21 protein-coding genes are annotated in these 24,705 nt (G+C 66.7%); 15 read left to right on the top strand and 6 right to left on the bottom strand.

The features are described from left to right. Positions 1-58 precede the first annotated feature (58 nt). The 3 genes from dxs to V3596_RS16555 form a co-directional block, all read right to left on the bottom strand. Positions 59-1,945, bottom strand: a complete 1,887-nt coding sequence (dxs, locus tag V3596_RS16565; protein ID WP_334278899.1) for a 1-deoxy-D-xylulose-5-phosphate synthase — start codon at positions 1,943-1,945, stop codon at positions 59-61. Between the two features lie 67 nt (positions 1,946-2,012). Further along, the gene (locus tag V3596_RS16560; protein WP_334278898.1) at positions 2,013-2,900 is read right to left on the bottom strand and encodes a polyprenyl synthetase family protein; all 888 of its coding nucleotides are present in this window, start codon (positions 2,898-2,900) and stop codon (positions 2,013-2,015) included. A gap of 2 nt (positions 2,901-2,902) precedes the next feature. Then, complete coding sequence (locus tag V3596_RS16555) at positions 2,903-3,172, bottom strand: exodeoxyribonuclease VII small subunit (protein WP_334278897.1); 270 nt, start codon at positions 3,170-3,172, stop codon at positions 2,903-2,905. 322 nt (positions 3,173-3,494) lie between these two features. On the opposite strand from V3596_RS16555, the gene V3596_RS16550 reads away from it, so the two are divergent. The 4 genes from V3596_RS16550 (at position 3,495) to V3596_RS16535 (ending at position 6,936) form a co-directional block, all read left to right on the top strand. Continuing rightward, complete coding sequence (locus V3596_RS16550; protein WP_334278896.1) at positions 3,495-4,607, top strand: aromatic ring-hydroxylating oxygenase subunit alpha; 1,113 nt, start codon at positions 3,495-3,497, stop codon at positions 4,605-4,607. Between the two features lie 60 nt (positions 4,608-4,667). Beyond that, positions 4,668-5,573, top strand: a complete 906-nt coding sequence (locus V3596_RS16545; RefSeq protein ID WP_334278895.1) for a DMT family transporter — start codon at positions 4,668-4,670, stop codon at positions 5,571-5,573. After that, entirely contained in the window at positions 5,570-6,421 is an 852-nt protein-coding gene (locus tag V3596_RS16540) for a sulfurtransferase (RefSeq protein ID WP_334278894.1), read from the top strand. Before V3596_RS16545 ends, V3596_RS16540 begins: the two co-directional genes overlap by 4 nt. Positions 6,422-6,501: 80 nt before the next feature. Continuing rightward, a complete protein-coding gene (locus V3596_RS16535; RefSeq protein WP_334278893.1) occupies positions 6,502-6,936 on the top strand; it encodes a universal stress protein in 435 nt (144 codons plus the stop codon). A 9-nt stretch (positions 6,937-6,945) separates the two neighbouring features. Here the strand turns inward: V3596_RS16535 and V3596_RS16530 are convergent, their stop codons facing one another. Then, positions 6,946-7,722 carry a ZIP family metal transporter gene (locus V3596_RS16530; protein ID WP_334278892.1) on the bottom strand — a complete coding sequence of 259 codons (777 nt, stop codon included), beginning with the start codon at positions 7,720-7,722 and terminating at the stop codon, positions 6,946-6,948. A 71-nt stretch (positions 7,723-7,793) separates the two neighbouring features. Further along, positions 7,794-8,648, bottom strand: coding sequence for a dienelactone hydrolase family protein (locus V3596_RS16525; RefSeq protein ID WP_334278891.1), 855 nt, complete (start codon positions 8,646-8,648; stop codon positions 7,794-7,796). An 85-nt stretch (positions 8,649-8,733) separates the two neighbouring features. Between V3596_RS16525 and ppx the strand changes: the two genes are divergently transcribed. Next, positions 8,734-10,254, top strand: a complete 1,521-nt coding sequence (gene ppx, locus V3596_RS16520; protein WP_334278890.1) for an exopolyphosphatase — start codon at positions 8,734-8,736, stop codon at positions 10,252-10,254. Here the strand turns inward: ppx and ppk1 are convergent. Beyond that, complete coding sequence (ppk1, locus tag V3596_RS16515; RefSeq protein ID WP_334278889.1) at positions 10,241-12,391, bottom strand: polyphosphate kinase 1; 2,151 nt, start codon at positions 12,389-12,391, stop codon at positions 10,241-10,243. The two genes, ppx and ppk1, sit on opposite strands and share 14 nt — an antisense overlap. 70 nt (positions 12,392-12,461) lie before the next feature. Between ppk1 and V3596_RS16510 the strand changes: the two genes are divergently transcribed. The 10 genes from V3596_RS16510 (at position 12,462) to V3596_RS16465 (ending at position 24,612) form a co-directional block, all read left to right on the top strand. Beyond that, positions 12,462-13,382, top strand: a complete 921-nt coding sequence (locus V3596_RS16510) for a hypothetical protein (protein WP_334278888.1) — start codon at positions 12,462-12,464, stop codon at positions 13,380-13,382. Beyond that, positions 13,379-15,133, top strand: a complete 1,755-nt coding sequence (recJ, locus tag V3596_RS16505; RefSeq protein ID WP_334278887.1) for a single-stranded-DNA-specific exonuclease RecJ — start codon at positions 13,379-13,381, stop codon at positions 15,131-15,133. Before V3596_RS16510 ends, recJ begins: the two co-directional genes overlap by 4 nt. Positions 15,134-15,241: 108 nt before the next feature. Beyond that, the gene (locus tag V3596_RS16500; protein WP_334278886.1) at positions 15,242-17,074 is read left to right on the top strand and encodes a bifunctional diguanylate cyclase/phosphodiesterase; all 1,833 of its coding nucleotides are present in this window, start codon (positions 15,242-15,244) and stop codon (positions 17,072-17,074) included. A 13-nt stretch (positions 17,075-17,087) separates the two neighbouring features. Then, complete coding sequence (locus V3596_RS16495) at positions 17,088-18,971, top strand: methyl-accepting chemotaxis protein (RefSeq protein WP_334278885.1); 1,884 nt, start codon at positions 17,088-17,090, stop codon at positions 18,969-18,971. Positions 18,972-19,083: 112 nt separating this feature from the next. Further along, on the top strand, positions 19,084-19,938 hold the full coding sequence (locus V3596_RS16490; RefSeq protein WP_334278884.1) for a c-type cytochrome: 855 nt from the start codon (positions 19,084-19,086) through the stop codon (positions 19,936-19,938). 36 nt (positions 19,939-19,974) lie between these two features. Next, positions 19,975-20,859, top strand: a complete 885-nt coding sequence (locus tag V3596_RS16485) for a 3',5'-nucleoside bisphosphate phosphatase (protein WP_416383987.1) — start codon at positions 19,975-19,977, stop codon at positions 20,857-20,859. Continuing rightward, positions 20,859-21,779 (top strand): DMT family transporter, encoded by a 921-nt coding sequence (locus tag V3596_RS16480; RefSeq protein WP_334278882.1) that lies wholly within the window; start codon positions 20,859-20,861, stop codon positions 21,777-21,779. The genes V3596_RS16485 and V3596_RS16480 overlap by 1 nt, the downstream gene beginning before the upstream one ends. A 33-nt stretch (positions 21,780-21,812) precedes the next feature. Continuing rightward, the gene (locus V3596_RS16475; protein ID WP_334278881.1) at positions 21,813-22,454 is read left to right on the top strand and encodes an L-threonylcarbamoyladenylate synthase; all 642 of its coding nucleotides are present in this window, start codon (positions 21,813-21,815) and stop codon (positions 22,452-22,454) included. Positions 22,455-22,652: 198 nt separating this feature from the next. Further along, positions 22,653-24,200, top strand: coding sequence for a methyl-accepting chemotaxis protein (locus tag V3596_RS16470; protein WP_334278880.1), 1,548 nt, complete (start codon positions 22,653-22,655; stop codon positions 24,198-24,200). Between the two features lie 67 nt (positions 24,201-24,267). Beyond that, positions 24,268-24,612, top strand: a complete 345-nt coding sequence (locus V3596_RS16465) for an energy transducer TonB (protein ID WP_334278879.1) — start codon at positions 24,268-24,270, stop codon at positions 24,610-24,612. Positions 24,613-24,705: the final 93 nt, after the last annotated feature.

The following is a 24,705-nucleotide window of genomic DNA, read 5'->3' as shown; positions in this document are numbered from 1 at the left end:
GCCCAGAGCATGACAGCTTGCAAGCAGCCTTGCCGGCCAAGGGCTTTGGGTGCCTTGCTCAGCCGTTGGCTGCCCGCAGAGCCGGGCGGGCGCCAAAGCGCTCGATGATGGCCTGCTCGATGCCCACGGCATCCAGGCCGCATTGCGCCATCAGCTTGACCGGATCGCCATGCTCGACGAACTGGTCGGGCAGGCCCAGCTGCAGCACCGGCACCGAGATGCCGGCGGCCTGCAGGCTCTCGAGCACGGCACTGCCAGCGCCGCCCATGATGCAGCCTTCCTCAATGGTCACCAGGGCCTCGTGGGTACGGGCCAGCTCGGCCACCAGTTCATGGTCCAGCGGCTTCACGAAGCGCATGTTCGCCACCGTGGCGTCCAGCTTCTCGCCAGCGCCCAGGGCCGGATAAAGCACCGTACCAAAGGCCAGGATGGCGATGCGCGAGCCGCGGCGTCGCACCTCGCCCTTGCCCCAGGGCATGGCCGTCATCTGCTTGACAGCAGCCACCCCAGCACCGGCACCACGCGGATAGCGCACGGTCACCGGGCCTGCATGCTCGAAGCCGGTGAACAAGGCCTGGCGGCACTCGTTCTCGTCGGCCGGCGTCAAGAGGCTCATGTTCGGAATGCAGCGCGTGAAGGCGATGTCGTAGTTGCCGGCGTGCGTGGCGCCGTCGGCACCGACCAGGCCCGCCCGGTCCAGCGCGAACAGGACCGGCAGATTCTGGATCGCCACGTCGTGAATCAGCTGGTCGTAGGCACGCTGCAGGAAGGTCGAGTAGATCGCCACCACCGGCTTCAGGCCTTCGCAGGCCAGGCCTGCGGCATAGGTGACCGCATGCTGCTCGGCGATGCCGACGTCGAAGTAGCGGGTCGGGAAGCGCTGGTGGAACTCCACCATGCCCGAGCCCTCTCGCATCGCGGGCGTGACACCGACAAGGCGCTTGTCCTGGTCGGCCATGTCGCACAGCCACTCGCCGAACACTTGCGTGAAGGTGGTCTTGGCCGGCTTGGTCGCGGGCTTGATACCCTCGCTCGGATTGAATGGCGACGGGCCGTGGTACTTGATCGGGTCGGCCTCGGCCAGCTTGTAGCCCTGGCCCTTCTTGGTCACCACATGCAGGAACTGGGCGCCGCCACGGTCGCGCAGGTTCTCCAGCGTCGGGATCAGCGCGTCGAGGTCGTGACCATCGATCGGGCCCACGTAGTTGAAGCCGAATTCCTCGAAGATCGTGCCCGGCACGACCATGCCCTTGGTGTGCTCCTCGAAGCGACGGGCAAATTCATAGAGCGGCGTGTTCTTGAGCACCGACTTGGCACCTTCGCGGGCCGCGGCGTAGAACTTGCCGCTCATCAGGCGGGCCAGGTACTTGTTCAGCGCGCCCACCGGCGGGCTGATCGACATGTCGTTGTCGTTCAGGATCACCAGCACGTCGCCGAGCACGCCCGCATGCGGAATACCTGCGTTGTTCAGCGCTTCGAAGGCCATGCCGGCCGTCATGGCGCCATCGCCGATGATGGCCACGGCCTTGCGGTCTTCGCCCTTGAGCTTGGCGGCCATGGCCATGCCATGCGCGGCCGAGATGGAGGTGGACGAATGCGCGGTACCGAAGGTGTCGTACTCGCTTTCGTCACGGCGCGGGAAGCCGCTGATGCCGCCCAGCTGACGTAGGCCAGGCATCTGGTCGCGACGACCGGTCAGGATCTTGTGCGGATAGGTCTGGTGACCCACGTCCCAGACCAGGCGGTCTTCAGGCGTGTTGAACACGTAGTGCAGCGCGATCGTCAGCTCGACCGTGCCCAGATTGGACGACAGGTGGCCGCCGGTCTTGGCGACCGACTCGAGCAGGTAGGCCCGCAACTCATCGGCCAGCTTCGGCAGATCGGCGCGCGGCAGGCGGCGCAGGTCTGCGGGGCTGTTGACGGTTCTCAGCAGGGCGTAATTCATGACGATCCTGTTCTTATGGGTTGTAGCGCGAGTTCGCGGCGTTCATTGCAGGCCAAGGAGGCGCCGCTCAGCTCTCGCGCTCCACGACCTTGTCGGCCAACTGCGCCAGCCGGCTGGTATCCACCAGCCCGCTGGCCGCCAGGGCGGCGTGCGCCTGCCCGCGCAGTGCCTGCGCGTAGCGGCGCGCCGGCTCCAGCCCGAGCACGCTCACATAGGTCGGCTTGTTTGCATCCTGGTCCTTGCCCGCCGTCTTGCCCAACACTTCCGAGTCCTGGGTCACGTCGAGAATGTCGTCCACCACCTGGAAAGCCAGGCCGATGGCCGCACCGTACTCGGCCAGGGCATTCCAGGCACGCTCGTCCAGCTCGCCGCAGGCAGCACCCATCAGCACGCTGGCCTGCAAGAGTACGCCTGTCTTGCGGCGATGCATATCGCACAAGGCTGCCTCGTCCAGCTGCTGGCCGACGCTGGCCAGGTCGATGGCCTGGCCGCCCGCCATGCCTGCGTGGCCGGCCGAGCGCGCCAGCAGCGCGCACAGGCGCGCCTGCAAGGAAGCATCAACACCCTCTTCCGGCGTCAGAACCTCAAATGCCAGGGCCTGCATCGCGTCGCCCGCCAGCATGGCCTGGGCTTCACCGAAGGCCACATGGACCGTGGGCTTGCCGCGGCGCAGCACGTCGTCGTCCATGCAGGGCATGTCGTCATGCACCAGCGAATAGGCATGGATCAGCTCGACCGAGCAAGCCGCGCGCAGCGCCGCCTCGCGATGGCCATGAACGGCTTCGCAAGCCGCGAGCACCAGGAGCGGGCGCAAACGCTTGCCGCCACCCAGCACGGCATAGCGCATGGCTTCACCGAGACCGGCAGGCGAATCTTCGGGAACCCAGCGCTCCAGCGCTGTCTCTACCTGGTCCAGGGCATCCTGGGCCCAGGCGTCAAATCTTGCGGCGTCCACTGTCAAGAATCCTCCCAGAGCTTCAGCTCGCCCGCGTCCAGCAGTTTGACCTGCTGCTCCACCGCGACCAGGCGCTCCCGGCAAAAACCCAGCAACTCGGCGCCGCGCCGGTAGTTGTCAAGCAATTGATCCAAAGGGAGCTGCCCGCCTTCCATGGCCGCCACCAATTGCTCCAGCTCGGACAGGGCCAGCTCATAGCTGGCCGGCGCGGGCAGGGTTTGGCCGCGCGGTACTGGCGCGGTTTTGGCGGAGGAATCTGGAGCCTTACTCATTTCAATAAGCGAAACGTGACATTGTAGTCAGCGCCATGCGCCAATCCGCGTCACCCGCTGGGGGGAGGTTTCAGGAAGCAACAGTTGACAGTGCTGTGGCTGTCAGTGCAGTGAGGCCCCCAAGCGCCGCCCCCCGGGTACAATCCCTCCCTCGCGCATTCCCTGAGCCAGGTCACGAGCGGTTCGACCGGCTCAGACAGCGCACGGGCCCGGCTGTCGTCGGGCTTTTTTGCCCTCTTCTTCACAAACCCGGTACAGCGGTGCAGCCTGCAGCGACCGTGCCGGGGGGTTGACATTGGTTTCCTGGAGACCCCTTTGGATCATGTCCGACCTGAGCATCCCAGTCTCGGCGCTTGAGCGCAGCAAGACACAGCTGCAAGTCACCTCGTATTTCGATGAGGCCCTGTTCCGCAAGGAACAGGCTTTGTTGTTCCAACCTGGGCCGCGCTACCTCGGGCATGCGCTCGCGGTGCCCGAAGTTGGTGACTACTACGCACTGCCCCAGGAGGGCGAGGGCCGCGCCTTGGTGCGCACGCCGCAGGGCATCGAGCTGCTGTCCAATGTCTGCCGCCACCGCCAGGCCGTCATGCTCAAGGGACGTGGCAACACGCGCAGCAATATCGTCTGCCCGCTGCACCGCTGGACCTACGACCTGAAGGGCGAGCTGGTCGGCGCACCTCATTTCGCCGAAGACCCCTGCCTGAACCTGAACCGCTACAAGCTGCGCGAATGGAACGGCCTCCTGTTCGAGGACAACGGCCACGACGTGGCCGCCAACCTGGCCAGCATCGGCCCGGCGGCCGAGCTGGACTTCTCGGGCTATGTGCTGGACAAGGTCCATGTCCACGAGTGCGACTACAACTGGAAGACCTTCATCGAGGTCTATCTGGAGGACTACCACGTCGGCCCCTTCCATCCGGGCCTGGGCAACTTCGTGACCTGCGAAGACCTGAGCTGGGAGTTCGGTCGTCACCATTCAGTGCAGACCGTGGGCATCCACAAGGACCTGGAGCGGCCGGGCTCGGACGTCTACAGCAAGTGGCATCAGCAGGTGCTCGCCTTCCGCGGCGGCGAGGCGCCCAAGCATGGCGCGATCTGGCTGACCTATTACCCGCACATCATGGTCGAGTGGTACCCGCATGTGCTGGTGGTGTCCACCCTGTTTCCGCAGGGCCCGCAGAAGACTACCAATATCGTCGAGTTCTACTACCCCGAGGAAATCGTCGCCTTCGAGCGCGACTTCGTCGAGGCCCACCAGGCCGCCTACATGGAAACCTGCGTGGAAGACGACGAGATTGCCCTGCGCATGGACGCGGGCCGCAAGGCGCTGTTGCAGCGCGGCGACAACGAGGTCGGCCCCTACCAGAGCCCGATGGAAGATGGCATGCAGCATTTCCATGAGTGGTACCGGCAACTGATGCAGATTGCCCCTTGAAAGAGAAGGCCGCCCGCGAGGCGGCTTTTTAACGCCCGCTTGACGGGCAGAATCCCTGCCATGCCCGCCTCCGCCTTGATGATCGCCGCCACCTTTCTGTTCGCCACGATGGGGGTGTGCGTGAAGCTGGCGTCCAGCCAGTACGACGCGGGCGAAATCGTGATGTACCGCGGCATCGTGGGCGTCCTGATGATCGGCCTGATGGCGCGCGCGCACGGCCTTTCGCTGCGCACCTCGGTGCCAGGCATGCACTTCTGGCGCAGCCTCTCGGGCGTCTGTGCGCTGTCGCTGTGGTTCTATTCGATCAGCCAGTTGCCGCTCGCCACGGCCATGACGCTGAATTACATGTCGTCCGTCTGGATGGCGCTGTTCCTGATCGGCGGCGCAGTGATGCTGGGCACAGCCAAGGTCGATTCGCGGCTGGTGGCTGCGGTGCTCCTGGGCTTTGTCGGCGTGGCCCTGGTGCTGCGGCCGACGATTGACCAGCAGCAAGCCTGGCACGGCCTCGCCGGCCTGCTTTCGGGCATGCTTTCCGCCCTCGCCTATCTGCAGATCACGGCGCTCGGCCGGGCCGGTGAGCCGGAGTACCGGATCGTCTTCTACTTCTCGCTCGGCGGTGCGATTGCTGGCGGCCTGACCACGGCCGTGCTGCACTTCGCCCGGCACACGACCGAGTTCCATGGCCACGATGCACGAGGGCTCGGCCTGCTCTTTGCCGTCGGCGTGCTGGCCACCGTGGCCCAGCTGATGATGACCCGCGCCTACGGCCGCGGCCGCACGCTGGTGAACGCCAGCCTTCAGTACCTGGGCATCGTCTTCTCCAGCATCTATGGCGCCTGGCTGTTCCATGACCGGATGAGCCTCAGCGCCCTGGCCGGCATCGCCCTGATCATCGGTGCCGGCCTGGCCGCCACCCTCTTGCGCAGCCGCGTCGAGCCTTCACCCCATGCCGTGAGCGAATCATGACCACGACCTACCGCACCCTGATTTCTGCCACCGAACTGCTCGCCCTCGAAAAGCAGCCTCAGGCGCTGCTGCTGATCGAATGCAGCTTCGACCTCGCCGATACCGATGCGGGGGAGCGCGTCTACCGCGATCAGCACCTGCCCGGCGCCCACTACCTGCATCTGGACCGCGACACTTGCGGCCCGATGACCGGCAGGAACGGCCGCCATCCGTTGCCGGACCGGGAGACATTTGCGGCGCGCATGCGCGCACTCGGCCTGCGCAAGGAAACCCAGGTCGTGGCCTACGACCGCCAAGGCGGTCCTTACGGCGCCCATCTGTGGTGGATGCTGCGCTGGCTGGGCCATGAGGCAGTCGCGGTGCTGGATGGTGGTCTCGCCGCATGGACGGCTGCTGGCGGGCCATTGAGCAAGCACGAGACGCCAACGCCGCACGCCGGCGATTTCGTCACCGGCCCTTCGCTCTCCCCAACCATCGAAGCCGATGCGCTGCTGGCAAGACTTGGCACCTTGCGCCTGATTGACGCGCGCGCTGCCGAGCGCTTCCGTGGCGAGGTTGAGCCGCTGGACAAGCAGGCCGGCCACATTCCCGGCGCCAGCAACCGCTTCTTCAAGGACAACCTGGGGCCGGATGGTCGCTTCAGGCCTGCCGCCGAGTTGCGTGCCGAGTTCGAACGCCTGCTGCCGCCGCATGCGCCATCGGCCGTGGTTCATCAATGCGGCTCGGGTGTGACCGCCTGCCACAACCTGCTGGCAATGGAGCATGCCGGCCTGGCGGGCTCGGCGCTCTACCCCGGCTCCTGGAGCGAATGGTCCTGCGACCCGGCGCGGCCGGTCGCCAAGGGCTAGCAAGCCTCCTTGACATGGCGCAAGATGGGCCGTGCGCGTGAGCGCCACACTGGCCCTGAAATCCAGCAAGGAGGTTCGCCATGTTCAAACGCATCCTGGTACCCACCGACGGTTCCGAGATCACCAGCAAGGCCATCGATACCGCCATCGCCATGGCCAAGACCCATGGCGCCAAGCTGTACACGATCAGCGTGAAGGAACCCTTCCCCTACAGCGCGGTGTCGGAAATGCAACCGACGCCGCCACAGGAATTCTTCGACGCGCAGGAGCGCATCGCCAGCGCCAGAGTGAAGGCCGTGATCGCCGCGGCCGAGGCTGCCAACGTGTCGGCCGAGGGACACACGGTCGAGGCCCTGCATCCCTGGGAGGCGATCATCGAGCACGCCCAGCAAAACAAGGTCGACCTGCTGGTGATGGCCTCGCACGGCCGGCGCGGCGTTCAGGCGCTCTTGCTGGGCAGTGAAACCCAGAAGGTGCTCACGCACTGCACGACGCCTGTCCTGATCGTTCGCTAGCTTGGCAACTCAGTGGTGGCCGGAGAAGCTGACCACCAGGGTCACCAGCGCCAAGCCAGCGGCCAGCCAGCCGAGTTGCGCCATGGTCTCGCGCCAGGGCAGGCGGCGCTGCAGTTGCGGAATCAGGTCGGCCACGGCCACGTAGATGAAGCTGCTCGAGGCCGCCACGAGCAGGAAGGGAAACAGCTCCTGCCAGGGCCCGACAACGAAGTAGCCCAGCACGCCGCCGCCCACGGCGGCAAGACCTGACACCGCGTTGTAGAACAAGGCCTTGCCGCGTGACAAACCGGCGTTCAGGAGCACGATGTAGTCGCCCACCTCTTGCGGAATCTCGTGGGCGATGATGGCCAACGCCGTGGCCCAGCCCAGGTGATGGTCGGCCAGGAAGGCGGCAGCGATGATCACGCCGTCGCAGAAGTTGTGGATGCTGTCACCCACCAGCACCGAGATCCCGCCGCGGCCTGCCTGGTCCGCATCGAAGTGATGATGATGGTGATGCCCATCCCCCTCGTGATGATGGGTGTGGCGGTACAGCTCGGCCTTCTCCAGGAGAAAGAAGAACAGGAGACCGCCCAGCAGCGTCAGGAACAGCGCCTGTGGCTTGGCATCGCGCTCAAAAGCCTCGGGCAGCACCTGCAGCAAGGCCGTGCCCAGCAACACGCCGGTGGACAGACTGACCAGGTGCTTGACCACCCGACCGAGCAGGCTCACGGTCAGGCTGGCCGCGATCAGCACGGACAGAAGTCCGCCGATCAGCGTTGCGAGCACGATATAGAACAGGGTCATGGGCAGTCAAAAATCAAAGCGCACCGGGAGGTGCGCTGATCGGGCATTGTCTCAGAGCTGTCAAGCACCGTTCAGACGCCATGCGACTTGAACCAGGCCAGGCAGCGCACCCAGCCGTCCTTCGCCTCCTTTTCGCGGTAGCTGGGGCGGTAGTCGGCATTGAAGGCATGCGGCGTGTCCGGGTACAGCACGATCTCGCTGGCGCGCGCGGCAACGCTGCCCGCCTTCAATGCCTCCTGCATGCTGGCGACATCCTCGTTCGGAATGCCCGCATCCGCGCCGCCATACAGGCCCAGCACCGGCGCTTTCAGGTCGGCCGTCAGGTCCAGCGGATGACGAGGATAGATGCTGTGCCGCTCGCCCCGCAGCTTGCCGTACCAGGCCACCGCCGCCTTCAGTTGTGGCTGATGCGCCGCATAGAGCCAGGTGATGCGGCCGCCCCAGCAAAAGCCGGTGATGGCGAGGCGCTTCGTGTCGCCGCCATTCGCATCCGCCCAGGCAACCGTTGCGTCCAGGTCACCCAGCACCTGCGCATCTGGCACCTTGGAGATCACCTCGGCGATCAGCTTGGTGATCTCGCCGTACTCGCCAGCGTCGCCTTGGCGCACAAACAACTCAGGCGCAATCGCCAGATAGCCCTGCTTGGCAAAACGCCGGGCCACATCGGCAATGTGCTCATGCACACCAAAAATCTCGCTGATCACCAGCACCACGGGCAGCTTGCCCCTGGCATTGGCCGGGGCCGCACGGTAGGCCGGCATCTGGAACTTGCCGACCGGGATCGTCACCTCGCCGACCAGCAGGTCCTTGGCGTCGGTCTTGATCGTCTCGGCCGTGACCGGCATCACGGCTGCGGCAAAGCTGCCGCCCACCGTCGCGCGGACAAAATCTCGGCGGCTGGGATCTTTCGCATCAAAAGCGGGCATCGTTGGCACTCCAGACTGGGATTGCGCGGATTCTAGGGACGCGCGCGGGCGGCGCCGTCATCGAATGCCGCGACAATCGCGCCCCATGAATCTCGCCGCCGTTCCTGCATCCCAGACCCTGGCCGCCATCGACATGGGCTCCAACAGCTTCCGGCTGGAGATCGCCCGTCTCGAAGGCAACCAGTACAAGCGCCAGCAATACCTGAAGGAAACGGTGCGACTGGGCGGCGGCCTCGATGCCGACGGCACGCTCAGCGAAGAAGCGATACAGCGTGGCCTGGCCTGCCTGGCTCGCTTCGCTGCGGCGTTGCAGGGGTTTTCACCCGAGCAGGTGCGTGCCGTGGCAACGCAGACGCTGCGCGAAGCCCGCAACCGCGATGACTTCCTGGCCCGGGCCGAGAAGGCGCTGGGCTTTCCGATCGAGGTGATCTCGGGTCGCGAGGAAGCCCGCCTGATCTTCGCTGGCGTGGCACGCCTGCAACCCTCGGAAGCCACGCGACTGGTGATCGACATCGGTGGCCGCTCGACCGAGATGATTCTCGGCCGCGGCCGCAAGCCCTTGAAGGCCGAGTCATTCCAGATCGGCAGCGTCAGCCTGTCGATGCGCTTCTTCCCGAGCGGCGAGTTCACGCCCGAGGCCTTCCGCGCCGCACAGATCGCCGCAGGGGCCGAGCTGGAAGAGGCCTTCAAGCAGTTCTCCAGGCAGCACAGCAAGCCGGCCTGGACCGAGGCGCTGGGCTCATCGGGCACCGTGGGCGCCGTTTCGCAATTGCTGGCCGGCAGCGGCATCACCGACGGTACGGTCACGACCGAAGCGCTGCGCTGGTGCATCGAGCAATGCCTGGCGGCCGGCCACATGGACAAGCTGGACCTGCCCGGACTGAAGGAAGACCGCCGCGCCGTGGTGGCCGGCGGCCTGTGCATCCTCTACACCTTGCTCACTCAGTTCGGCATCGAGTCCTTGAAGCCGGCCAAGGGCGCGCTGCGCCAGGGCGTGGTGTTCGACCTGGCCGAACGCATCAACCCGGGTGTGCGCGCCACACTGGACCTGCGCGAGCAATCGGTACGCATGTTGCAGCAGCGTTTCCTGATCGATACAGCGCAAGCCAAACGTGTGCAGGCCCAGGCCCAGGCCTTCTACCGCCAACTGCAGCCGCAAGCCACGCCCGAACTCAGGCGCGAACTTGGCTGGGCGGCCGCCCTGCACGAGATCGGCATGATGGTTTCGCATCACGACCACCACCGGCACAGCGCCTACCTGCTCTCCCATGTGGACGCCGCCGGCTTCTCACAGAACCAGTTGCAACGCCTGGGCGACCTGGCACTGGGCCAGCGCGGCGGCCTGCGCAAGCTGCAGGACCAGTTGCAGGCGGATGAGAACCTGCTGTGGCAATTGCTGGCGCTGCGTCTGGCCGTGGTGCAGTGCCACGCCCGCGGGCCGGTTCAATTGGACGCCCTGAGCTTGCAGCGCAGCGAGCGCCGCCTGCGCATTGAGACCAAGCCCGGTTGGCTGCTCGCCAACCCGCTGGCCGACTACCTGCTGCGCGGCGAGGTCGACGCCTGGTCGCGCAGCAAGCTCCTGACGGTCGACTTCAGGACGGACTGAACAGGCGCATCAGCGCCTGCTGGGCGCTGTGTCTGATCTCCGCCTGCTGGCCGCCGTGTCTGATCTCCGCCTGCTGGGCGCTGCGGCCGGTCTCCGCCTGCTGGCCGCTGTGGCCCGCGCCACTGACCAGCGTCGAATGCCCATCGGGCCCAAGCTGCCAGGCATCCAGGCTGTCGTGCAGATAGGGCACGAGGCCCTCGTCGATGACGCGCTGGCGCAGCTTGGCGTCCAGCACCGGCCAGGCCACCTCGATGCGGCGGAACATATTGCGGCTCATCCAGTCGGCGCTTGACAGGTACAAGGCTTCATCGCTCTCGCTCGACCCCCAGCGGAAATAGGCGATGCGCGAATGCTCCAGGAAGCGGCCGACCACCGAGCGGATCACGATGTTGTCGCTGATGCCGGGCAGCCCGGGCGGCAGCATGCAGGCGCCACGCACAATCAGGTCGATCCTGGCGCCAGCCTGGGCCGTCTTCAACAGCGCAGCGATGAGTTCGGCGTCGGTCAGCGCATTGATCTTCACCACCACGCGCGCCGTCTGACCAGCCCGCGCAGCCGCTTCAACCTGGGCGAGGTGCTCGACCATCCGTGAATGCATGTTGAACGGCGCGACCAGCAGGCGCTTGGGCGTCTTGAACTTGCCCAGCGATGCCAATTGACGGAACACCATGTCAGCGTCCGCCGTCAGGTCCGGGTCGGCACTCATGTAGCCGATGTCGGTATAGAGCCGCGCGGTCTTGGGGTTGTAGTTGCCGGTCGAAAGGTGGGCGTAGCGGCGCAGCGTGGTCTTGCCGCCGGGCTTGCCCTCGCGGCGCGTGATCAGGAGCAGCTTGGCATGCGTCTTGTAGCCGACGATGCCGTACACCACCTGCGCGCCCACAGCCTCCAGCCGCTCCGCCCAGTTGATGTTCGCTTCTTCGTCAAAGCGAGCCTTCAGCTCGACGACCACCATCACTTCCTTGCCGCGCCGCGCTGCCTCGATCAGGAGGTCCATCAGCTCGGACTTGCTGCCGGTGCGATAGACCGTCTGCTTGATCGCCAGCACGTCCGGGTCTTCAACCGCTTCGCGCAGCAATTGCACCACCGGCTCGAAGCTCTCAAACGGGTGATGCAGCATCACATCGCCCTTGGCCAGGCGATCGAACATCGATTTGCCGCGCGGCAGCCGCCCCTGCGGCCAGACCGGCTCGTGCGGCAGGAAGCGCAGCTCGTCGGCCTCGGTCTGGTCGATCAGCTCGTTGAGGCGGACCAGGTTCACCGGGCCATTGACGCGGTACAACGCGGCCGGCGGCAGGTCGAACTGCTCCAGCAGAAAGCGTGACAGCTCTTCCGGGCAGGTGTTGACCACTTCCAGGCGCACCGCGCGGCCGAAGTGGCGCGTGGTCAGGCCCGAGCGCAAGGCGTGGCGCAGGTTGGCGATCTCTTCCTCGTCCACTTCGAGGTCTGAGTCGCGAGTGACGCGGAACTGCGAGAAGGCCTCGACCGTGCGCCCCGGAAACAGCTCCTCCAGGTGCGCGCGGATCACGCTGGTCAGGAGAACAAACGCCTGCCGGCCTTCGCTGATCACCGCGGGCAGCTTGATGACTCGCGGCAGCACGCGCGGCACCTTGACGATGGCGATGCGGTTGTCGCGGCCGAAGGCATCCTTGCCCGAGAGGCGGGCGATGAAATGCAGCGACTTGTTGGCCACCTGCGGAAAGGGGTGCGCCGGGTCCAGCCCCACCGGCACCAGCAGCGGCCGCACCTCGCGCTCGAAGAACTTGGCCACCCACAGGCGTTGCGCATCGTTGCGATCGGCATGGTTCAGCACCACGATGCGCTGATCGCGCAGCCGCGTCATCACGTGCTCGTTGAAGATGGCGTACTGCTCGTCGATCAAGAGATGCGCCTCGCGCGCCACGCGCTCGATGTCGCGGTTGCTGACCTGCGAATCGGGGTCGCGCGCCGCATCCAGCATGTCGGCAAAGCGCACTTCGAAGAACTCGTCCAGATTGCTGGAGACGATGCAGATGTAGCGCAGCCGCTCCAGCAGCGGCACATCCTCGCGCTGCGCCTGGGCGAGCACCCGGCGGTTGAACTCGAGGATCGCTTGCTCGCGGTTGAGCAGGGGTGGCGTGGGCTGGGCGGGAACGGTCATGCCGGCAAGCATATGAAGCAAATATGACAGGCGTATGAGTAGCGTGGAAGGCGACCTCGATAATGCCGCCATGCACCTGATGATCCCTTATGCCAGCGCCGCCGGCGAGGCCGGCGCGGCCGCCCTGCAGACGCTGGCCCTGCCCCGGCTCTCGGCCTTGCTCGGCCTGATGCAGCCCGACGGCGCGCCGCTCGGCGGCGACGAACTGAGCCCGGACACGCCTTTCGAGCTGGCCCTGCGTGCAGCCGGCCAGCCCGTCAATGCGGCCACGATGGCAGCCGCCGATGGCATTCAAGTCGACAAGCACTGCTGGGCGCTCGTGAGCCCCATGCATCTCTCCGTCAGCAGCGATCAGGTGCTGGCGCTGGACCCGCAGGCCCTGCAACTGGGCGACGCCGATTCCCGCCGCCTGCTGGCTGATCTCGCAGCCGAGCTGTTCCCGGCCAGCGAGGGCTGGCGCCAGGCCTGGGGCGCGGCTGACCGCTGGTACGTCGCCCACGAAGACCTGCTAGGCCTGGCGAGTGCCAGCCTGGAGCGCGTGATCAACCGCCCGGTCGACGCCTGGATGCCCGAGGCCCGGCGCCTGCGCACGCTGCAGAACGAATGCCAGATGCTCCTGCATCGCCACCCGCTCAATGCACAGCGCGAGGCGCGCGGCGAGCTGATGGTGAACTCGGTCTGGATCAGCGGCTGCGGCCGCTTTGAGCCCGCCCAGACGGAGCCCGGCTTGCAGATTGAACGCAGCCTGCGCGGCCCCTTGCTGGCTGGCGACTGGGCGGCATGGTGCGACGCCTGGCGCTCGCTTGATGCGGGACTCATCAATGACATGCTGACCCGCGCCAGGCAAGGTCAAGCGGGCTTGAGCCTGACGCTGTGCGGCGACCGCGAGGCGCGCCGCTACAAGGTGCAGCAACGCTCGGGCTGGCAGCGGCTGTGGCAGTCCATCAGCCCGCCGAGCGCAGATGCAGCAAAGATCCTGGGCGCCCTATGAACCCGCAAATCATCACTCGCGAGGTGCCCCCGCGTGCCGCCTGGACGCTGGAGCAGGCCGGTGTCTCGCCCTTGCTGGCCCGGCTGCTGGCCGCACGTGGCGTCAAGAGCCCGGACGAGCTGGACGATGGCCTGGCCAGGCTGCTGCCGCCCGAAGGCATGAAGGGCATGGCCGAGGCAGCCGCGCTGCTGGCCGACGCGCTTGCCGCCGGCTCGCGCATCTGCATCGTGGCCGACTACGACTGCGACGGCGCCACCGCCTGCGCCGTTGCGCTGCGCGGCCTCTCGCTGCTGGGCGCAAGAGCCGGTACGCTGGACTATGTGGTGCCCGACCGCGCCATCCACGGCTACGGCCTGACCCCCGCAATTGCCGAGCTGGCCCTGGCCAAGCGCCCTCACCTGCTGATGACGGTGGACAACGGCATCGCCAGTCTGGCCGGTGTCGCCCATGCACGCGAGCTGGGCATGCAGGTGCTGGTGACCGACCACCATCTGCCGGCCCTGGTCGGCGATGCGGTCGTGCTGCCCGAGGCGAATGGCCTGGTGAACCCCAACCAGCCGGGCTGCACGTTCGAGAGCAAGAACCTGGCCGGCGTCGGCGTGGTGTTCTACCTGCTGATGGCCTTGCGCGGCGAGTTGCGCAAGCGCGGAGCGTACGAATCTGCGCCTCAACCCAAGCTGGACGGCCTGCTGGACTTGGTCGCGCTGGGCACCGTGGCTGACGTGGTCAAGCTCGATGCCAACAACCGCCGCCTCGTGGCGCAGGGCCTGCGCCGCATGCGCGCCGGCCGCATGCAGCCCGGGCTGGCCGCACTGTTCACGGCCGCCGGCCGCGATGCAACGCAGGCCAATGCCTTCGACCTCGGCTTTGCGCTGGGCCCTCGCATCAATGCGGCGGGCCGGCTCTCCGACATGACGCTGGGCATCGAATGCCTGCTGACCGACGACGGCACGCGCGCCACCGAGCTGGCCAAGCAGCTCGATGCGATCAACCGCGAGCGCCGCGAGATCGAGGCAGGCATGCGCGAGCTGGCCGAAGAGAAGCTCGAAGCCTTGATGCAAAACCCGCAGCTGCGAGGAACACCACCAGCGGCCTTGTGCATCTACGAGCCCGAGTTCCACGAAGGCGTGGTCGGCATCGTCGCCTCGCGCCTGAAGGAGCGGGTGCACCGACCGACCTTCGTCTTTGCGCTGGGCGCCGATGGTCAATTGAAAGGCTCGGGCCGCTCCATTCCCGGTTTCCATCTGCGCGACGCGCTGGACCTGGTCAGCAAGAGAGCGCCCGACCTGTTGAAGAAGTTCGGGGGCCACGCGATGGCGGCTGGCTGCACGCTGGTCGACCCTGATGCGTTTGCAGCCTTCGACAGCGCACTTCAGCAAGTCGCCAGCGAATGGCTGGACGAGGCCGCACTGACCCGAACGCTGCGCACCGATGGCGCCTTGCCGCCCGAGGCCTACACGCCGACCACGGTGCGCGAGCTGGAGGCGCAGGTCTGGGGCCAGGCCTTCGAGGCGCCGCTGTTCTGCGACCAGGTCGAGGTGATGCAGCAACGCATCGTGGGCGAGAAGCACCTGAAGCTGCGCATCCGCCAGGGTCAGGGCCAGGGCCAGGTCTTGCGCGACGCCATCTGGTTCGGCCACACCGAAGGCCTGCCCGAGCGCGTGCGACTCGCGTACCGCCTGAGCCTGGACAGCTGGAACGGCCAGGAACGGGTGCAGATGGTTGTGGAGGCGGCCGAGCCGCTGGTGTGAACTCGGCGTGAACGAATGCACGTCAGGCAGCTCCGCGGACGAGCTGTCAAATCACTGCCACAGCGGGCCTGAAGAATCGGTTGCAACGCTGACGCAACCGGTTCCTCCATGCCCGACCAGACCACGCCCGTTTCACCCCGCCACGATCTGCTGGCCCTGCAGCTGTCAAACCTGATCAGCCAGCAGAGTTTTGACATCCATTTCCAGCCGCTGGTCGATGTGAATCGCGCCGGCATCCTCGGCTACGAGGCGCTGACCCGCGGCCCGGCGGATTCCTCGCTGCATTCACCCCTCGTGCTGTTCGACGTGGCCGCCCGCCAAGGCCGCCTGGTGGAACTGGAGCGACTGGTGGTGCGCAAGGCCTTGCGGCGCTTCCGCGAGCTGGCACTGCCAGGCCAGATCTTCCTGAACCTCACGGCCGATACCTTGCTGGCCGCGGAAGGCCGCGTCGAGCAGATTGCGCATGAATTCGCCGAGCTGGACATGCCGCCCTCGCGCATCGTCATCGAGCTGACCGAGACCCGCCCCATCCTCGAACCCGAGCGGCTGAGCGCCTCGCTGGAAGGCCTGCGCGCGCTCGGTTTCGTCGTCGCGCTGGACGATCTCGGCGAAGGCTTCGCCAGCCTCAAGCGCTGGATGGACATCCGACCCGACTTCGTCAAGATCGACCGCCATTTCATCGACGGCATCGCCCAGGAGCCCTTGAAGCAGCAGTTCGTGCGCTCCATCCTCGAGATGGCTGCGTCCAGCGGCTGCACGGTGATCGCCGAAGGGCTGGAACAGAACGGCGACCTGAGCGTGCTGCGCGAGCTGGGCGTGCCGGTCTGCCAGGGCTACCTGCTGGCGCGGCCCACGGCCACGCCCCGGGCCACCCTGCGCGCCGAGATCAGCAGCCTGCTGCGAGACGGCAGCACGGCCCGCAGCCTCTTGAACCTGCCCGCCGGTGCCATCACCCAGGCAGCCCAGCTCTCGCAGCGCGGCCACACGGTCTCGGGCCGCATCGACTGCCAATCGGTCGTCGAGATGTTCACCAGCGACGAGCAGCTCTATTCGCTGCCCGTGCTCGACGCCGACAACCGGCCGATCGGCATCCTGCGCTCGCTGCAGGTGCTCAAGCGAAGTGCCGAGCGCTTCTTCATGGACATCCATCGCAAGCACAGCTGCACGGTGCTGATGGACCCGCAGCCGCTGCTCTTCGATGTCTCGACCTCCCTGCGCGCGATGAGCGAGACGATTGCCAACCTGGACGACCGCCTGATGGTGGACGGCTTCATCGTCACCAAGAACGGCCAGTACTTCGGCAGCGGCCGCACCTCCGATCTGCTCAAGGCGGTCTCAGACCTGCAAGTGCATTCGGCCCGCTATGCGAATCCGCTGACGCTCTTGCCGGGCAACGTGCCCATCGACAACCAGCTCGACAGCCTGCTCGCCGAGGGCCGGCCCTTCGTGGTGGCGATGTGGGACATCGACAACTTCAAGCCCTTCAACGACAGCTATGGCTACCGCGCCGGCGACGAGATGATCAAGTTCACCGCGGCCACGCTGACCCAGGCGGCCGATGCCGAACTCGACTTCGTCGGCCATATCGGCGGCGACGACTTCCTGATGGTGCTGGGATCGGCCAACTGGCAGGAGCGGCTGCAAGACGTCTGCAATGCCTTCGACGCAGGCGTGCGCGGCTTCTTCACCGAGGAGCACCTCATGCGCGGCGGCTACACCACGCTGAATCGCCAGAACCAGCCCACCTTCAATCCACTGCCCACGTTCAGTGCCGGCGTGGTGACGGTGCGCGGAGACGGCTGTTTCGAAAACTCGCAGGCACTGTCGGCCGCCTTGATAGAACCCAAGCGCGTGGCCAAGAGCCGAAGCGGCGGCAGCCGCTACTTCGTGGACCGGCGCGGCCCGGAAGCCGTCGAACAGCCCTTGCCTGCCGCCGCCTGATGAGCTGAGTGTCATGCGTCACCTGCTGTCCCCCACCCTGAAGACCCGGCTGCTGCTCGCTGCCCTGATGGCCCTGGTGCTGAGCCTGGTGCCGACGGCCCTGTTGCTGCGCCAGGACGGCCTGCAACTGGCCAGCCTGCAACGCGAGCAGGCCGCCCTGCCTGCCAACCAGGCGTGGCAAGCGCTGCTGCGCCTGCAAAGGCAGCAGCGCGAGCTGGCCGCCGAGGCGCAGGGCAGCCGCCCGGCCGCGCGCCAGGAACTGGCCGCCGTGCAGCAGGCCATGGCGCCAGCGCTCGCCGCGCTGCGCGAGGTCTCGGCAACGCCGCGCCATCGTGAGGCCGTCGAAGCGCAGGCCGCTGCGCTGGCCCGGCTGGAGAAGTCCCTCGCCGACGGCCCGCTGGACCTGAGCCGCCTGCTCGCTGCCCAGCAAGACCTTGCCCTCTCGGCCTGGCGCGCCATGGACGACCTGAACGAGGAAGCCGGCCTGCCGCGCGACCCCGACCCGGCCAGCCAGCAGGCCCTCCTGGCTGGATTGCAGGCTGCGCCGCGCGTGGAGGAAGCGCTGTCCGAGCTCGGCGCCATCGCCCGCGCCGCCGCGGTGGACGACCTGGCCGCCCTGACCGCCGCCATGACCCGCTACCGCGAACATGCCAATGCGATGCAGGAGGCCTTGCAGCGCTCCCTGCGTGCTGGGGGCAGCCTGACTGCAGCACTTGCTAGCGTCGCCGAGCAGACCGCCCAGCAGCGCGAGCAGCTGGAGCAGGTCGTGCGGGCAGCCACGCTGGACCCCAGCTACCCGCTCGAGCAACTGGCGCAGGGCTTTGCCGCGGCGGCCCAGGTCCAGGCCCGGCTCTCAAGCCAGGTGCTCAAGACGCTGGACCAGAGCCTGCAGGCCCGCGCCGACCAGACCCGCCAGCGCCGCAACCTGCTGCTCATCGCCCTGCCGCTGCTGCTGGCCGCGCTCGGCTGGCTGATGCTGCGCACCATGAACCAGGTGCTGCGCCCATTGCAGGCCATGGTGGACGTGACCGAGCGCATCGCCGCCGGTGACCTCAGCCAGCCCGTGCCGGAGGGCCGCTCCGACGAGCTGGGCCGCGTGCTGCAGGCGCTGGCCCACATGCAGCGCGGTCTGCGCAGCCTAGTGCGTCAGATCAACGAAGGGGCGGGCAGCATTCGCAGCGCCGCCGACGAGATCGCCACCGGCAACCTTGACCTGTCGCGCCGCACCGAGCAGGCCGCCGCGCAACTGCAGCAGACGGCTGCCAGCGTGGCCCTGCTGGACCAGACCGTGGGCCACAGCAGCGCGGCCGCCCTGCAGGCCACGCAGCTGAGCGCCGAGGCCAGCACCATGGCCCTGAACGGCGGCCAGGTGGTCGAGCGCGTGGTGGCCACGATGGGCGCGATCCAGCAGAGCTCGAGCCGAATCGCCGACATCACCGGGCTGATCGATGGCATTGCCTTTCAGACCAACCTGCTGGCGCTCAATGCAGCCGTGGAAGCGGCCCGCGCCGGCGAGCAGGGGCGCGGCTTTGCGGTGGTGGCCAGCGAGGTGCGGCAACTCTCGCAGCGCAGCGCCGAGGCTGCGCGCGACATCAGGGGCTTGCTGCGCCAGTCGGTCGAACAGGTCGAGGGCGGTACGGCCCTGGCCGCCGAGGCCGGCGTGGCCATGCGCCGGATCGTGCATCGCGTGGGGGAGGTTAGCGCCGTGGTGCGAGGCCTGGCCGGCCAAGCCAGCGAGCAGGCCGGCCAGACACGGGAACTGGGCCAGGCCATGAAAAGAATCGACGCGATGACGCAGCAGAACGCGGCCCTGGTCGAGCAATCGGCTGCCTCGGCCGCTAGCTTGCGCGGCCGCGCGCAGACCATGGACCAGACCGTTCAGGCATTCAGCCTCTAGGGCCGGCGCCTTGGCGCGAGCCTAGGGCAATCCATGAGGGCGCGCGCTTCCATCGCGCCGCGATCGGGACTACGCTCGTGCGCCCCTTGGCCCTGTTTCGTGCGAGGTTGTCATGCACAGATTCTGGCGCTTGGTTGTTGCAGGCCTGCTGGCCTGCCTGCCGCAGCTTTCCTGGTCGGACGCCACGGCGGACCGTCTGGCCCGCGGCAAATACCTGATGGACTCGGTGGTGGCCTGTGGCAACTGCCATATGCAACGCGGGCCGCAAGGACAGCCCCTGTTCGAGCGCGGGCTTTCCGGCGGCTTCAAGTTCGACGTGCCGCCCTTCACTTCCTACGCCTCCAACATCACGCCGGATACCCAGACCGGCATCGGGCGCTGGACCGAAGCGCAGCTGATCAAGGCCATCCGTGAGGGCATACGCCCCGACGGCAGCCTGATCGGGCCACCGATGCCCATCGAGTTCTACCGTCACCTGTCTGACGCCGACGTCGCAGCCCTGGTGGCCTACATGCTGGCCCAACCGGCGGTTGCCAATGCCGTGCCCAAGTCGGTCTACCGCATGCCGCTTCCGCCCACCTATGGGCCACCCGTGGGCAAGGTCACGGCACCGCCCACCAAGGACCTGCGCCGCTATGGCCAGTACCTGGTCGAGATCGCGCATTGCATGGAATGCCACACGCCACGCGACGAGAAGGGCCAGCTGATCATGTCGCGCCTGGGTGCCGGTGGCGAGAGCTTCAAGGGCCCCTGGGGCGTGAGCGTGTCGCGCAATCTGACCCCCGACGCCTCCGGCCTCAAGGACTGGACCGATGTCCAGATCGCCCAGGCCATACGCACTGGTGTGCGCCCGGACGGCCAGCAGCTCAAGCCGCCCATGGGCTTCGGCTTCTACGCCAAGATCAGCGATGCCGACATGGCGGCAATGATCGCCTACCTGCGCACACTGAAGCCGCAAAAGCCCTGAAGCGCGGCGGCGCGGGCCGGCCGATAAAATGCAGCGGTGAAATCCAGCACCCTCATCCATGCGCTCAGCAATGCCGACCTGCATTGCCACTCCAAGGTCTCCGATGGCACGCTGGAGCCCGAGGCCCTGGCGGCCCGGGCCAAGGCCCAGGGCGTCGAGCTGTGGGCGCTGACCGACCATGACGAGGTCGCCGGTCAGCAAAGAGCGCTGGAGGCGGCTCTCGCCCAGGGCCTGCCCTACCTGACCGGCACCGAGATCTCGGTGACGTTCGCCAACAAGGTCGTGCACATCGTCGGGCTCGGTTTCGATCACACCAACGAAGCGCTGAAGGCGGGCCTCAAGGCCACGCGCGGCGGCCGCGAACCGCGTGCCCGCGAGATGGCTGAAGGCCTGGCCAAGGTCGGCATCGAGGGTGCCTTTGAGGGCGCCCTGCACTACGTGGGCAACCCAGAGCTGATCTCGCGCACCCACTTCGCGCGCTGGCTGGTCGATGCCGGCCATTGCAGCGATGTGCCCGAGGTGTTCCGCCGCTTCCTGACCGAAGGCAAGCCGGGCTTCGTGCCGCACCGCTGGGCCACGCTGCGCGATGCCTTGCGCTGGGTCCATGATGCCGGTGGCATGACGGTGATCGCCCACCCCGCCCGCTATGGCTTCACGCCCACCGAAGAATACGCACTCTTCATCGAATTCCAGGCCCATGGCGGCCGCGGGCTCGAAGTGGTGACCGGCAGCCACACCGCGGCCGAGGCCGTGAAGTATGGCGACATGGCGCTCGAGTTCAATTTCCTCGCCTCGCGTGGCTCGGACTTCCACAGCCCGGACGAGAGCCACACCGAGCTCGGCTCGCTGCCCAATCTGCCGGGCAAGCTGAACCCGGTCTGGCTGGAATTGCAGCACCGAATCCACTACCCGGGCGCTTGATGGCGCAGCAACGCCCCGCCCTGGGCATCACCCTCGTGTTCCTGATGGCGGCCTGCTTTGCCAGCATGGACAGCCTGATCCGCCACCTCGGCTCGCTGGCCCTGCCGGTGCTCTTGATCCTTTGGGCGCGCTACAGCGTTCAGGCGGTTTCGATGGGCGTGTGGCTCGCCGTCAAGGGCAGCTTTCGGGCCGCCCATCCACGCTTTCAGCTGCTGCGCGGGCTTCTGCTACTGGCCACCAGTGCGATGAGCTTCTTCGGCGTTCAGCTGATGCCGGTGGCCGAGTTCACCTCGATCACCATGCTGACGCCCGTTGTCGTCACGCTCCTGGCTGCCCTGCTGCTGCATGAGCCGGTGTCACGGCTGCGCTGGGCACTGGTGCTGGGCGGTTTCGGCGGCGCCCTGATCGTGATCCGGCCTGGCAGCGGCCTGTTCGGATGGGCGGTGATGTTTCCGCTGGCCGGCGCCCTTTGCTACGCGGCCTTCCAGGTGCTGACCAGCAAGCTGTCCTCGCTGGAACATCCCTTGACCACGCATTTCTACACCGGCTTGTGCGGCATGCTGCTGCTGAGCCTGCTGCTGGCACTGGGGCCCTGGCAGGTCTGGCCAGCGCTGCTCGCGGCACCGGCCTGGCAATGGGGCTTGCTTCTGGTGGTCGGTATTCTCGGCACCACAGGTCACCTGCTCCTGATCCTGGCACTCGGGCTGGCCTCCACGGCCACGCTGATGCCCTTCGTCTATGTGCAAATTGCCTTTGCCGCCGGCATCGGCTGGCTGGCTTTCGACCATGCGCCGGACAGCTATGCCTGGCTGGGCATGGCGGTGCTTTCCGCCTGTGGCGCAGCAACAGCCTGGCTCAATGTCAGGGAGAAGCAACGGGCGTCACTGTCGGTAGTGACGATGGACACGATTGCAGACTGAAGTCCGTCGCCAGGCGGAGCAGAATCTCCCGCCATGGCACAAAGCTTCGAAGTTCATCCGGACAATCCGCAGGCCCGTTTCCTCAAGCAGGCGGCGCAGATCCTCGACAAGGGCGGCATCGCCGCGATTCCGACCGACTCCAGCTACGCCCTGGTCTGTCATCTGGACGACAAGGCGGCGGCGGAGAGCCTGTGGCGCCTGCGCGGCTTCAGCGAAAAGACCAGCGACAAGCACCACCTGACGCTTCTATGCCGCGACCTGAGCGAGCTGGCCAGCTATGCACGGGTTGACAACAAGCAATACCGGCTGCTGAAGGCGGCTACGCCAGGGCCCTTCACCTTCATCCTCGAAGCCACCAAGGAGGTGCCGCGCCGGCTGCACCATCCCTCGCGGCGCACCATTGGCCTGCGCGTGCCCGACCATCGCGTGACCCAGGAACTGCTGGCGATCTTTGGTCAGCCGCTGCTGGCGACCACCCTGATACCGCCCGGTGAGACCGAGCCGCTCAACGATCCGGACGAGATTGCCGAGCGCTACGACCACCAGTTGCAACTGATCATCCAGTCGGGCGCCTGCACCATGCAGCCCACCACGGTGATCGACATGAGCGGCGAGGAACCCACCGTGGTGCGCCTGGGCCGCGGCGACCCGGCCAAGCTTGGCCTCCCACCCTGAGTTGGTGAACCGGACTGCTGGCCAGGCCGCCCGCCAGAGCGGATTTGCTGGTTCATTTCACAGCCCAGCCATGCTAGCGTTGGGGGCGGGTTCGGCAGCCGTTCGCAGGCCCCGTGGGGAGCAGGTATCGACCGGGCGAAGTCCCGGGATCTCTCGAACAAGACATGCGGCTGCAAGGCCGCAGCAAAAGGACCGACTATGGGACTGCTGACGCAACTTCGAATTGGCCATCGCCTGGCGCTGAGCTACGGCCTCCTGATCATTCTGCTGATCGTGATCGGGACCTATGGTGGCTACAGCGCCAGCCGCCTGGCCAAGGACCTGGACCGCACGGCCAATCAGAGCCTGGTGAAGATCGCGGCGGCCAATGCGCTGTCGGAAAACGTCAATGTGTTCGCGCGCGCATCGCGCGACCTGCTCCTGCTTGATGAAGCCCGCCAGATCAAGAAGCAGAAGGCCGCCATGGATGAAGCGCAGCAGGCCAGCGTCGACCAGTTGGCCAAGCTCAAGGCCGACGCCGAAGCGGGCAAGGAAGCCCAGCTGATCGACCAGGCCAAGAGCACGCAGGACAAGTTCCTCGATTCGATTGCCAAGTTCCGCAAGGTGCAGCAGGACGGCAGCCCGGACGAAGCACGGGAAAGCCTGATCACCGTGGTGCGCCCGGCCCAGCAGGACTACCAGGCCGCGCTGAAGGCCCTGGTCGATCTGCAGTTCGAGAATGCGCGCGACCTGGCCGTGGCCGGCGGCGAGCTGGCTCGCAACTCCACCACCGTGACCGTGGTGCTCGTGATCGCCGCGGTGGCGATAGGCATCGTCGGTGGCCTGGCTATCTCGCGTTCTATCGTCGTGCCGGCGCGTGCGGCCCAGGCAGCGGCCGAAGCCATCGCTCAGGGCGACCTGACCCGCGAGATCAACAGCGAAGGCCGCGACGAACTGGCGCAGATGCTGCAAGCAATGCGCGAGATGCAGGACGCGCTGGTGGGCGTGGTGCGCAGCGTGGGCTCGGCCGCCAGCGAGGTGGCCGACAGCTCCAGCGTCATCGCCAACAGCAACAACGACCTGTCGGACCGCACTGCCCGCTCTGCTGCCAGCCTGCAAAACACGGCCGCCTCGGTGGAGCAGATCGCTGCCAACCTGAGCGGCGCCAGTGAGCTGACCCGCAAGGCGGCTGCCATCGCCAACACGGCGCGTCAATCGGCCTCGACCGGCGGCCGCGTGGTGTCCCAGGTCGTCTCGACCATGGAAGACATCAGCGCCAGCTCCAAGAAGATCGGCGACATCATCGGCGTGATCGACGGCATCGCCTTCCAGACCAATATCCTGGCCTTGAACGCCGCCGTTGAAGCGGCCCGTGCCGGCGAGCACGGCAAGGGCTTCGCCGTGGTGGCCACCGAGGTTCGCGCGTTGGCCTCGCGTGCGGCAGCCGCGGCCAAGGAAATCAAGGTGCTGATCCAGGAGAGCTCTGAGAAGGTCGACAGCGGCACCGGCCTCGTGAACAACGCCGGCAAGACGATCACCAGCGTTGTCGACGAGGTCAACAACATGGGCCAGCTGATCGAGGAGATCTCGCACTCGGCCCAGGAGCAGGCTTCGGGCGTCGGCGTGGTGAACCAGGCGATGAACGAACTCGACAGGAGCACACAGCAAAATGCCAGCCTGGTCAGCGAACTGAACCGCTCGACCGAGGCATTGACCAGCAGTTCTTCACGACTGCTGGAGGCTGTTGGCTTCTTCCGGGTCGCCTGAGGCCGATAAAGGCCTCATGATTGCGCCCATTGTTTCCACATACCGTTCAGGACTAGGAGAACCGTTCATGCAAGCCGTCGTCAACAAGCGCCCCACCCTGGCCAAGCGCTGCGCCCTCGCGCTGATCGGCGCCCTGTTGGTCACCTCGGCCCTGGCTGCGCCCAAGGTCATCAAGAAGGTGCCGCCGGAATTCCCGCGTGAAGCCGCCAACAAGGGCATCGCCAACGGCAGCGTCAAGGCCGAGCTGACCATCGGGCCCGATGGCACGGTCACCGACGTCAAGGTGGTCGAAGCCGAACCCAAGCGCGTCTTCGACAAGGCCGTGATCGCCGCGCTGAAGGAATGGAAGTACGAAGGCACTGGTGAAAAGCAGACCGCCGAAGTCAAGCTGGTGTTCCGAAATGAAGACTGATTGACGAGCAGACGCCCGGCGCCCGCCCCTCGATCCACCAATTGGCCGCCTCGTGCGGCCAATTTCATTTTTCGCGTCTCTCCTCTTGACAGT

The sequence above is a fragment of the Roseateles microcysteis genome (genome assembly GCF_036880965.1).
GTDB lineage: Bacteria > Pseudomonadota > Gammaproteobacteria > Burkholderiales > Burkholderiaceae_C > JAUASW01.
Note: the sequence above shows the minus strand (reverse complement) of the source record. Positions and strands in the feature narration are given on the sequence as shown.

Excerpts from the sequence above, each read along its gene's own strand:
- ppx (WP_334278890.1), top strand. The coding sequence starts at position 8,734 with ATGAATCTCGCCGCCGTTCCTGCATCCCAGACCCTGGCCGCCATCGAC.
- V3596_RS16500 (WP_334278886.1), top strand. The coding sequence starts at position 15,242 with ATGCCCGACCAGACCACGCCCGTTTCACCCCGCCACGATCTGCTGGCC.
- recJ (WP_334278887.1), top strand. The coding sequence starts at position 13,379 with ATGAACCCGCAAATCATCACTCGCGAGGTGCCCCCGCGTGCCGCCTGG.
- V3596_RS16470 (WP_334278880.1), top strand. The coding sequence starts at position 22,653 with ATGGGACTGCTGACGCAACTTCGAATTGGCCATCGCCTGGCGCTGAGC.
- V3596_RS16465 (WP_334278879.1), top strand. The coding sequence starts at position 24,268 with ATGCAAGCCGTCGTCAACAAGCGCCCCACCCTGGCCAAGCGCTGCGCC.
- ppk1 (WP_334278889.1), bottom strand. The coding sequence starts at position 12,391 with ATGACCGTTCCCGCCCAGCCCACGCCACCCCTGCTCAACCGCGAGCAA.
- V3596_RS16545 (WP_334278895.1), top strand. The coding sequence starts at position 4,668 with ATGCCCGCCTCCGCCTTGATGATCGCCGCCACCTTTCTGTTCGCCACG.
- V3596_RS16475 (WP_334278881.1), top strand. The coding sequence starts at position 21,813 with ATGGCACAAAGCTTCGAAGTTCATCCGGACAATCCGCAGGCCCGTTTC.
- V3596_RS16535 (WP_334278893.1), top strand. The coding sequence starts at position 6,502 with ATGTTCAAACGCATCCTGGTACCCACCGACGGTTCCGAGATCACCAGC.
- V3596_RS16525 (WP_334278891.1), bottom strand. The coding sequence starts at position 8,648 with ATGCCCGCTTTTGATGCGAAAGATCCCAGCCGCCGAGATTTTGTCCGC.
- V3596_RS16510 (WP_334278888.1), top strand. The coding sequence starts at position 12,462 with ATGCACCTGATGATCCCTTATGCCAGCGCCGCCGGCGAGGCCGGCGCG.
- V3596_RS16540 (WP_334278894.1), top strand. The coding sequence starts at position 5,570 with ATGACCACGACCTACCGCACCCTGATTTCTGCCACCGAACTGCTCGCC.
- V3596_RS16530 (WP_334278892.1), bottom strand. The coding sequence starts at position 7,722 with ATGACCCTGTTCTATATCGTGCTCGCAACGCTGATCGGCGGACTTCTG.
- V3596_RS16555 (WP_334278897.1), bottom strand. The coding sequence starts at position 3,172 with ATGAGTAAGGCTCCAGATTCCTCCGCCAAAACCGCGCCAGTACCGCGC.
- V3596_RS16495 (WP_334278885.1), top strand. The coding sequence starts at position 17,088 with ATGCGTCACCTGCTGTCCCCCACCCTGAAGACCCGGCTGCTGCTCGCT.
- V3596_RS16550 (WP_334278896.1), top strand. The coding sequence starts at position 3,495 with ATGTCCGACCTGAGCATCCCAGTCTCGGCGCTTGAGCGCAGCAAGACA.
- V3596_RS16480 (WP_334278882.1), top strand. The coding sequence starts at position 20,859 with ATGGCGCAGCAACGCCCCGCCCTGGGCATCACCCTCGTGTTCCTGATG.
- V3596_RS16490 (WP_334278884.1), top strand. The coding sequence starts at position 19,084 with ATGCACAGATTCTGGCGCTTGGTTGTTGCAGGCCTGCTGGCCTGCCTG.
- dxs (WP_334278899.1), bottom strand. The coding sequence starts at position 1,945 with ATGAATTACGCCCTGCTGAGAACCGTCAACAGCCCCGCAGACCTGCGC.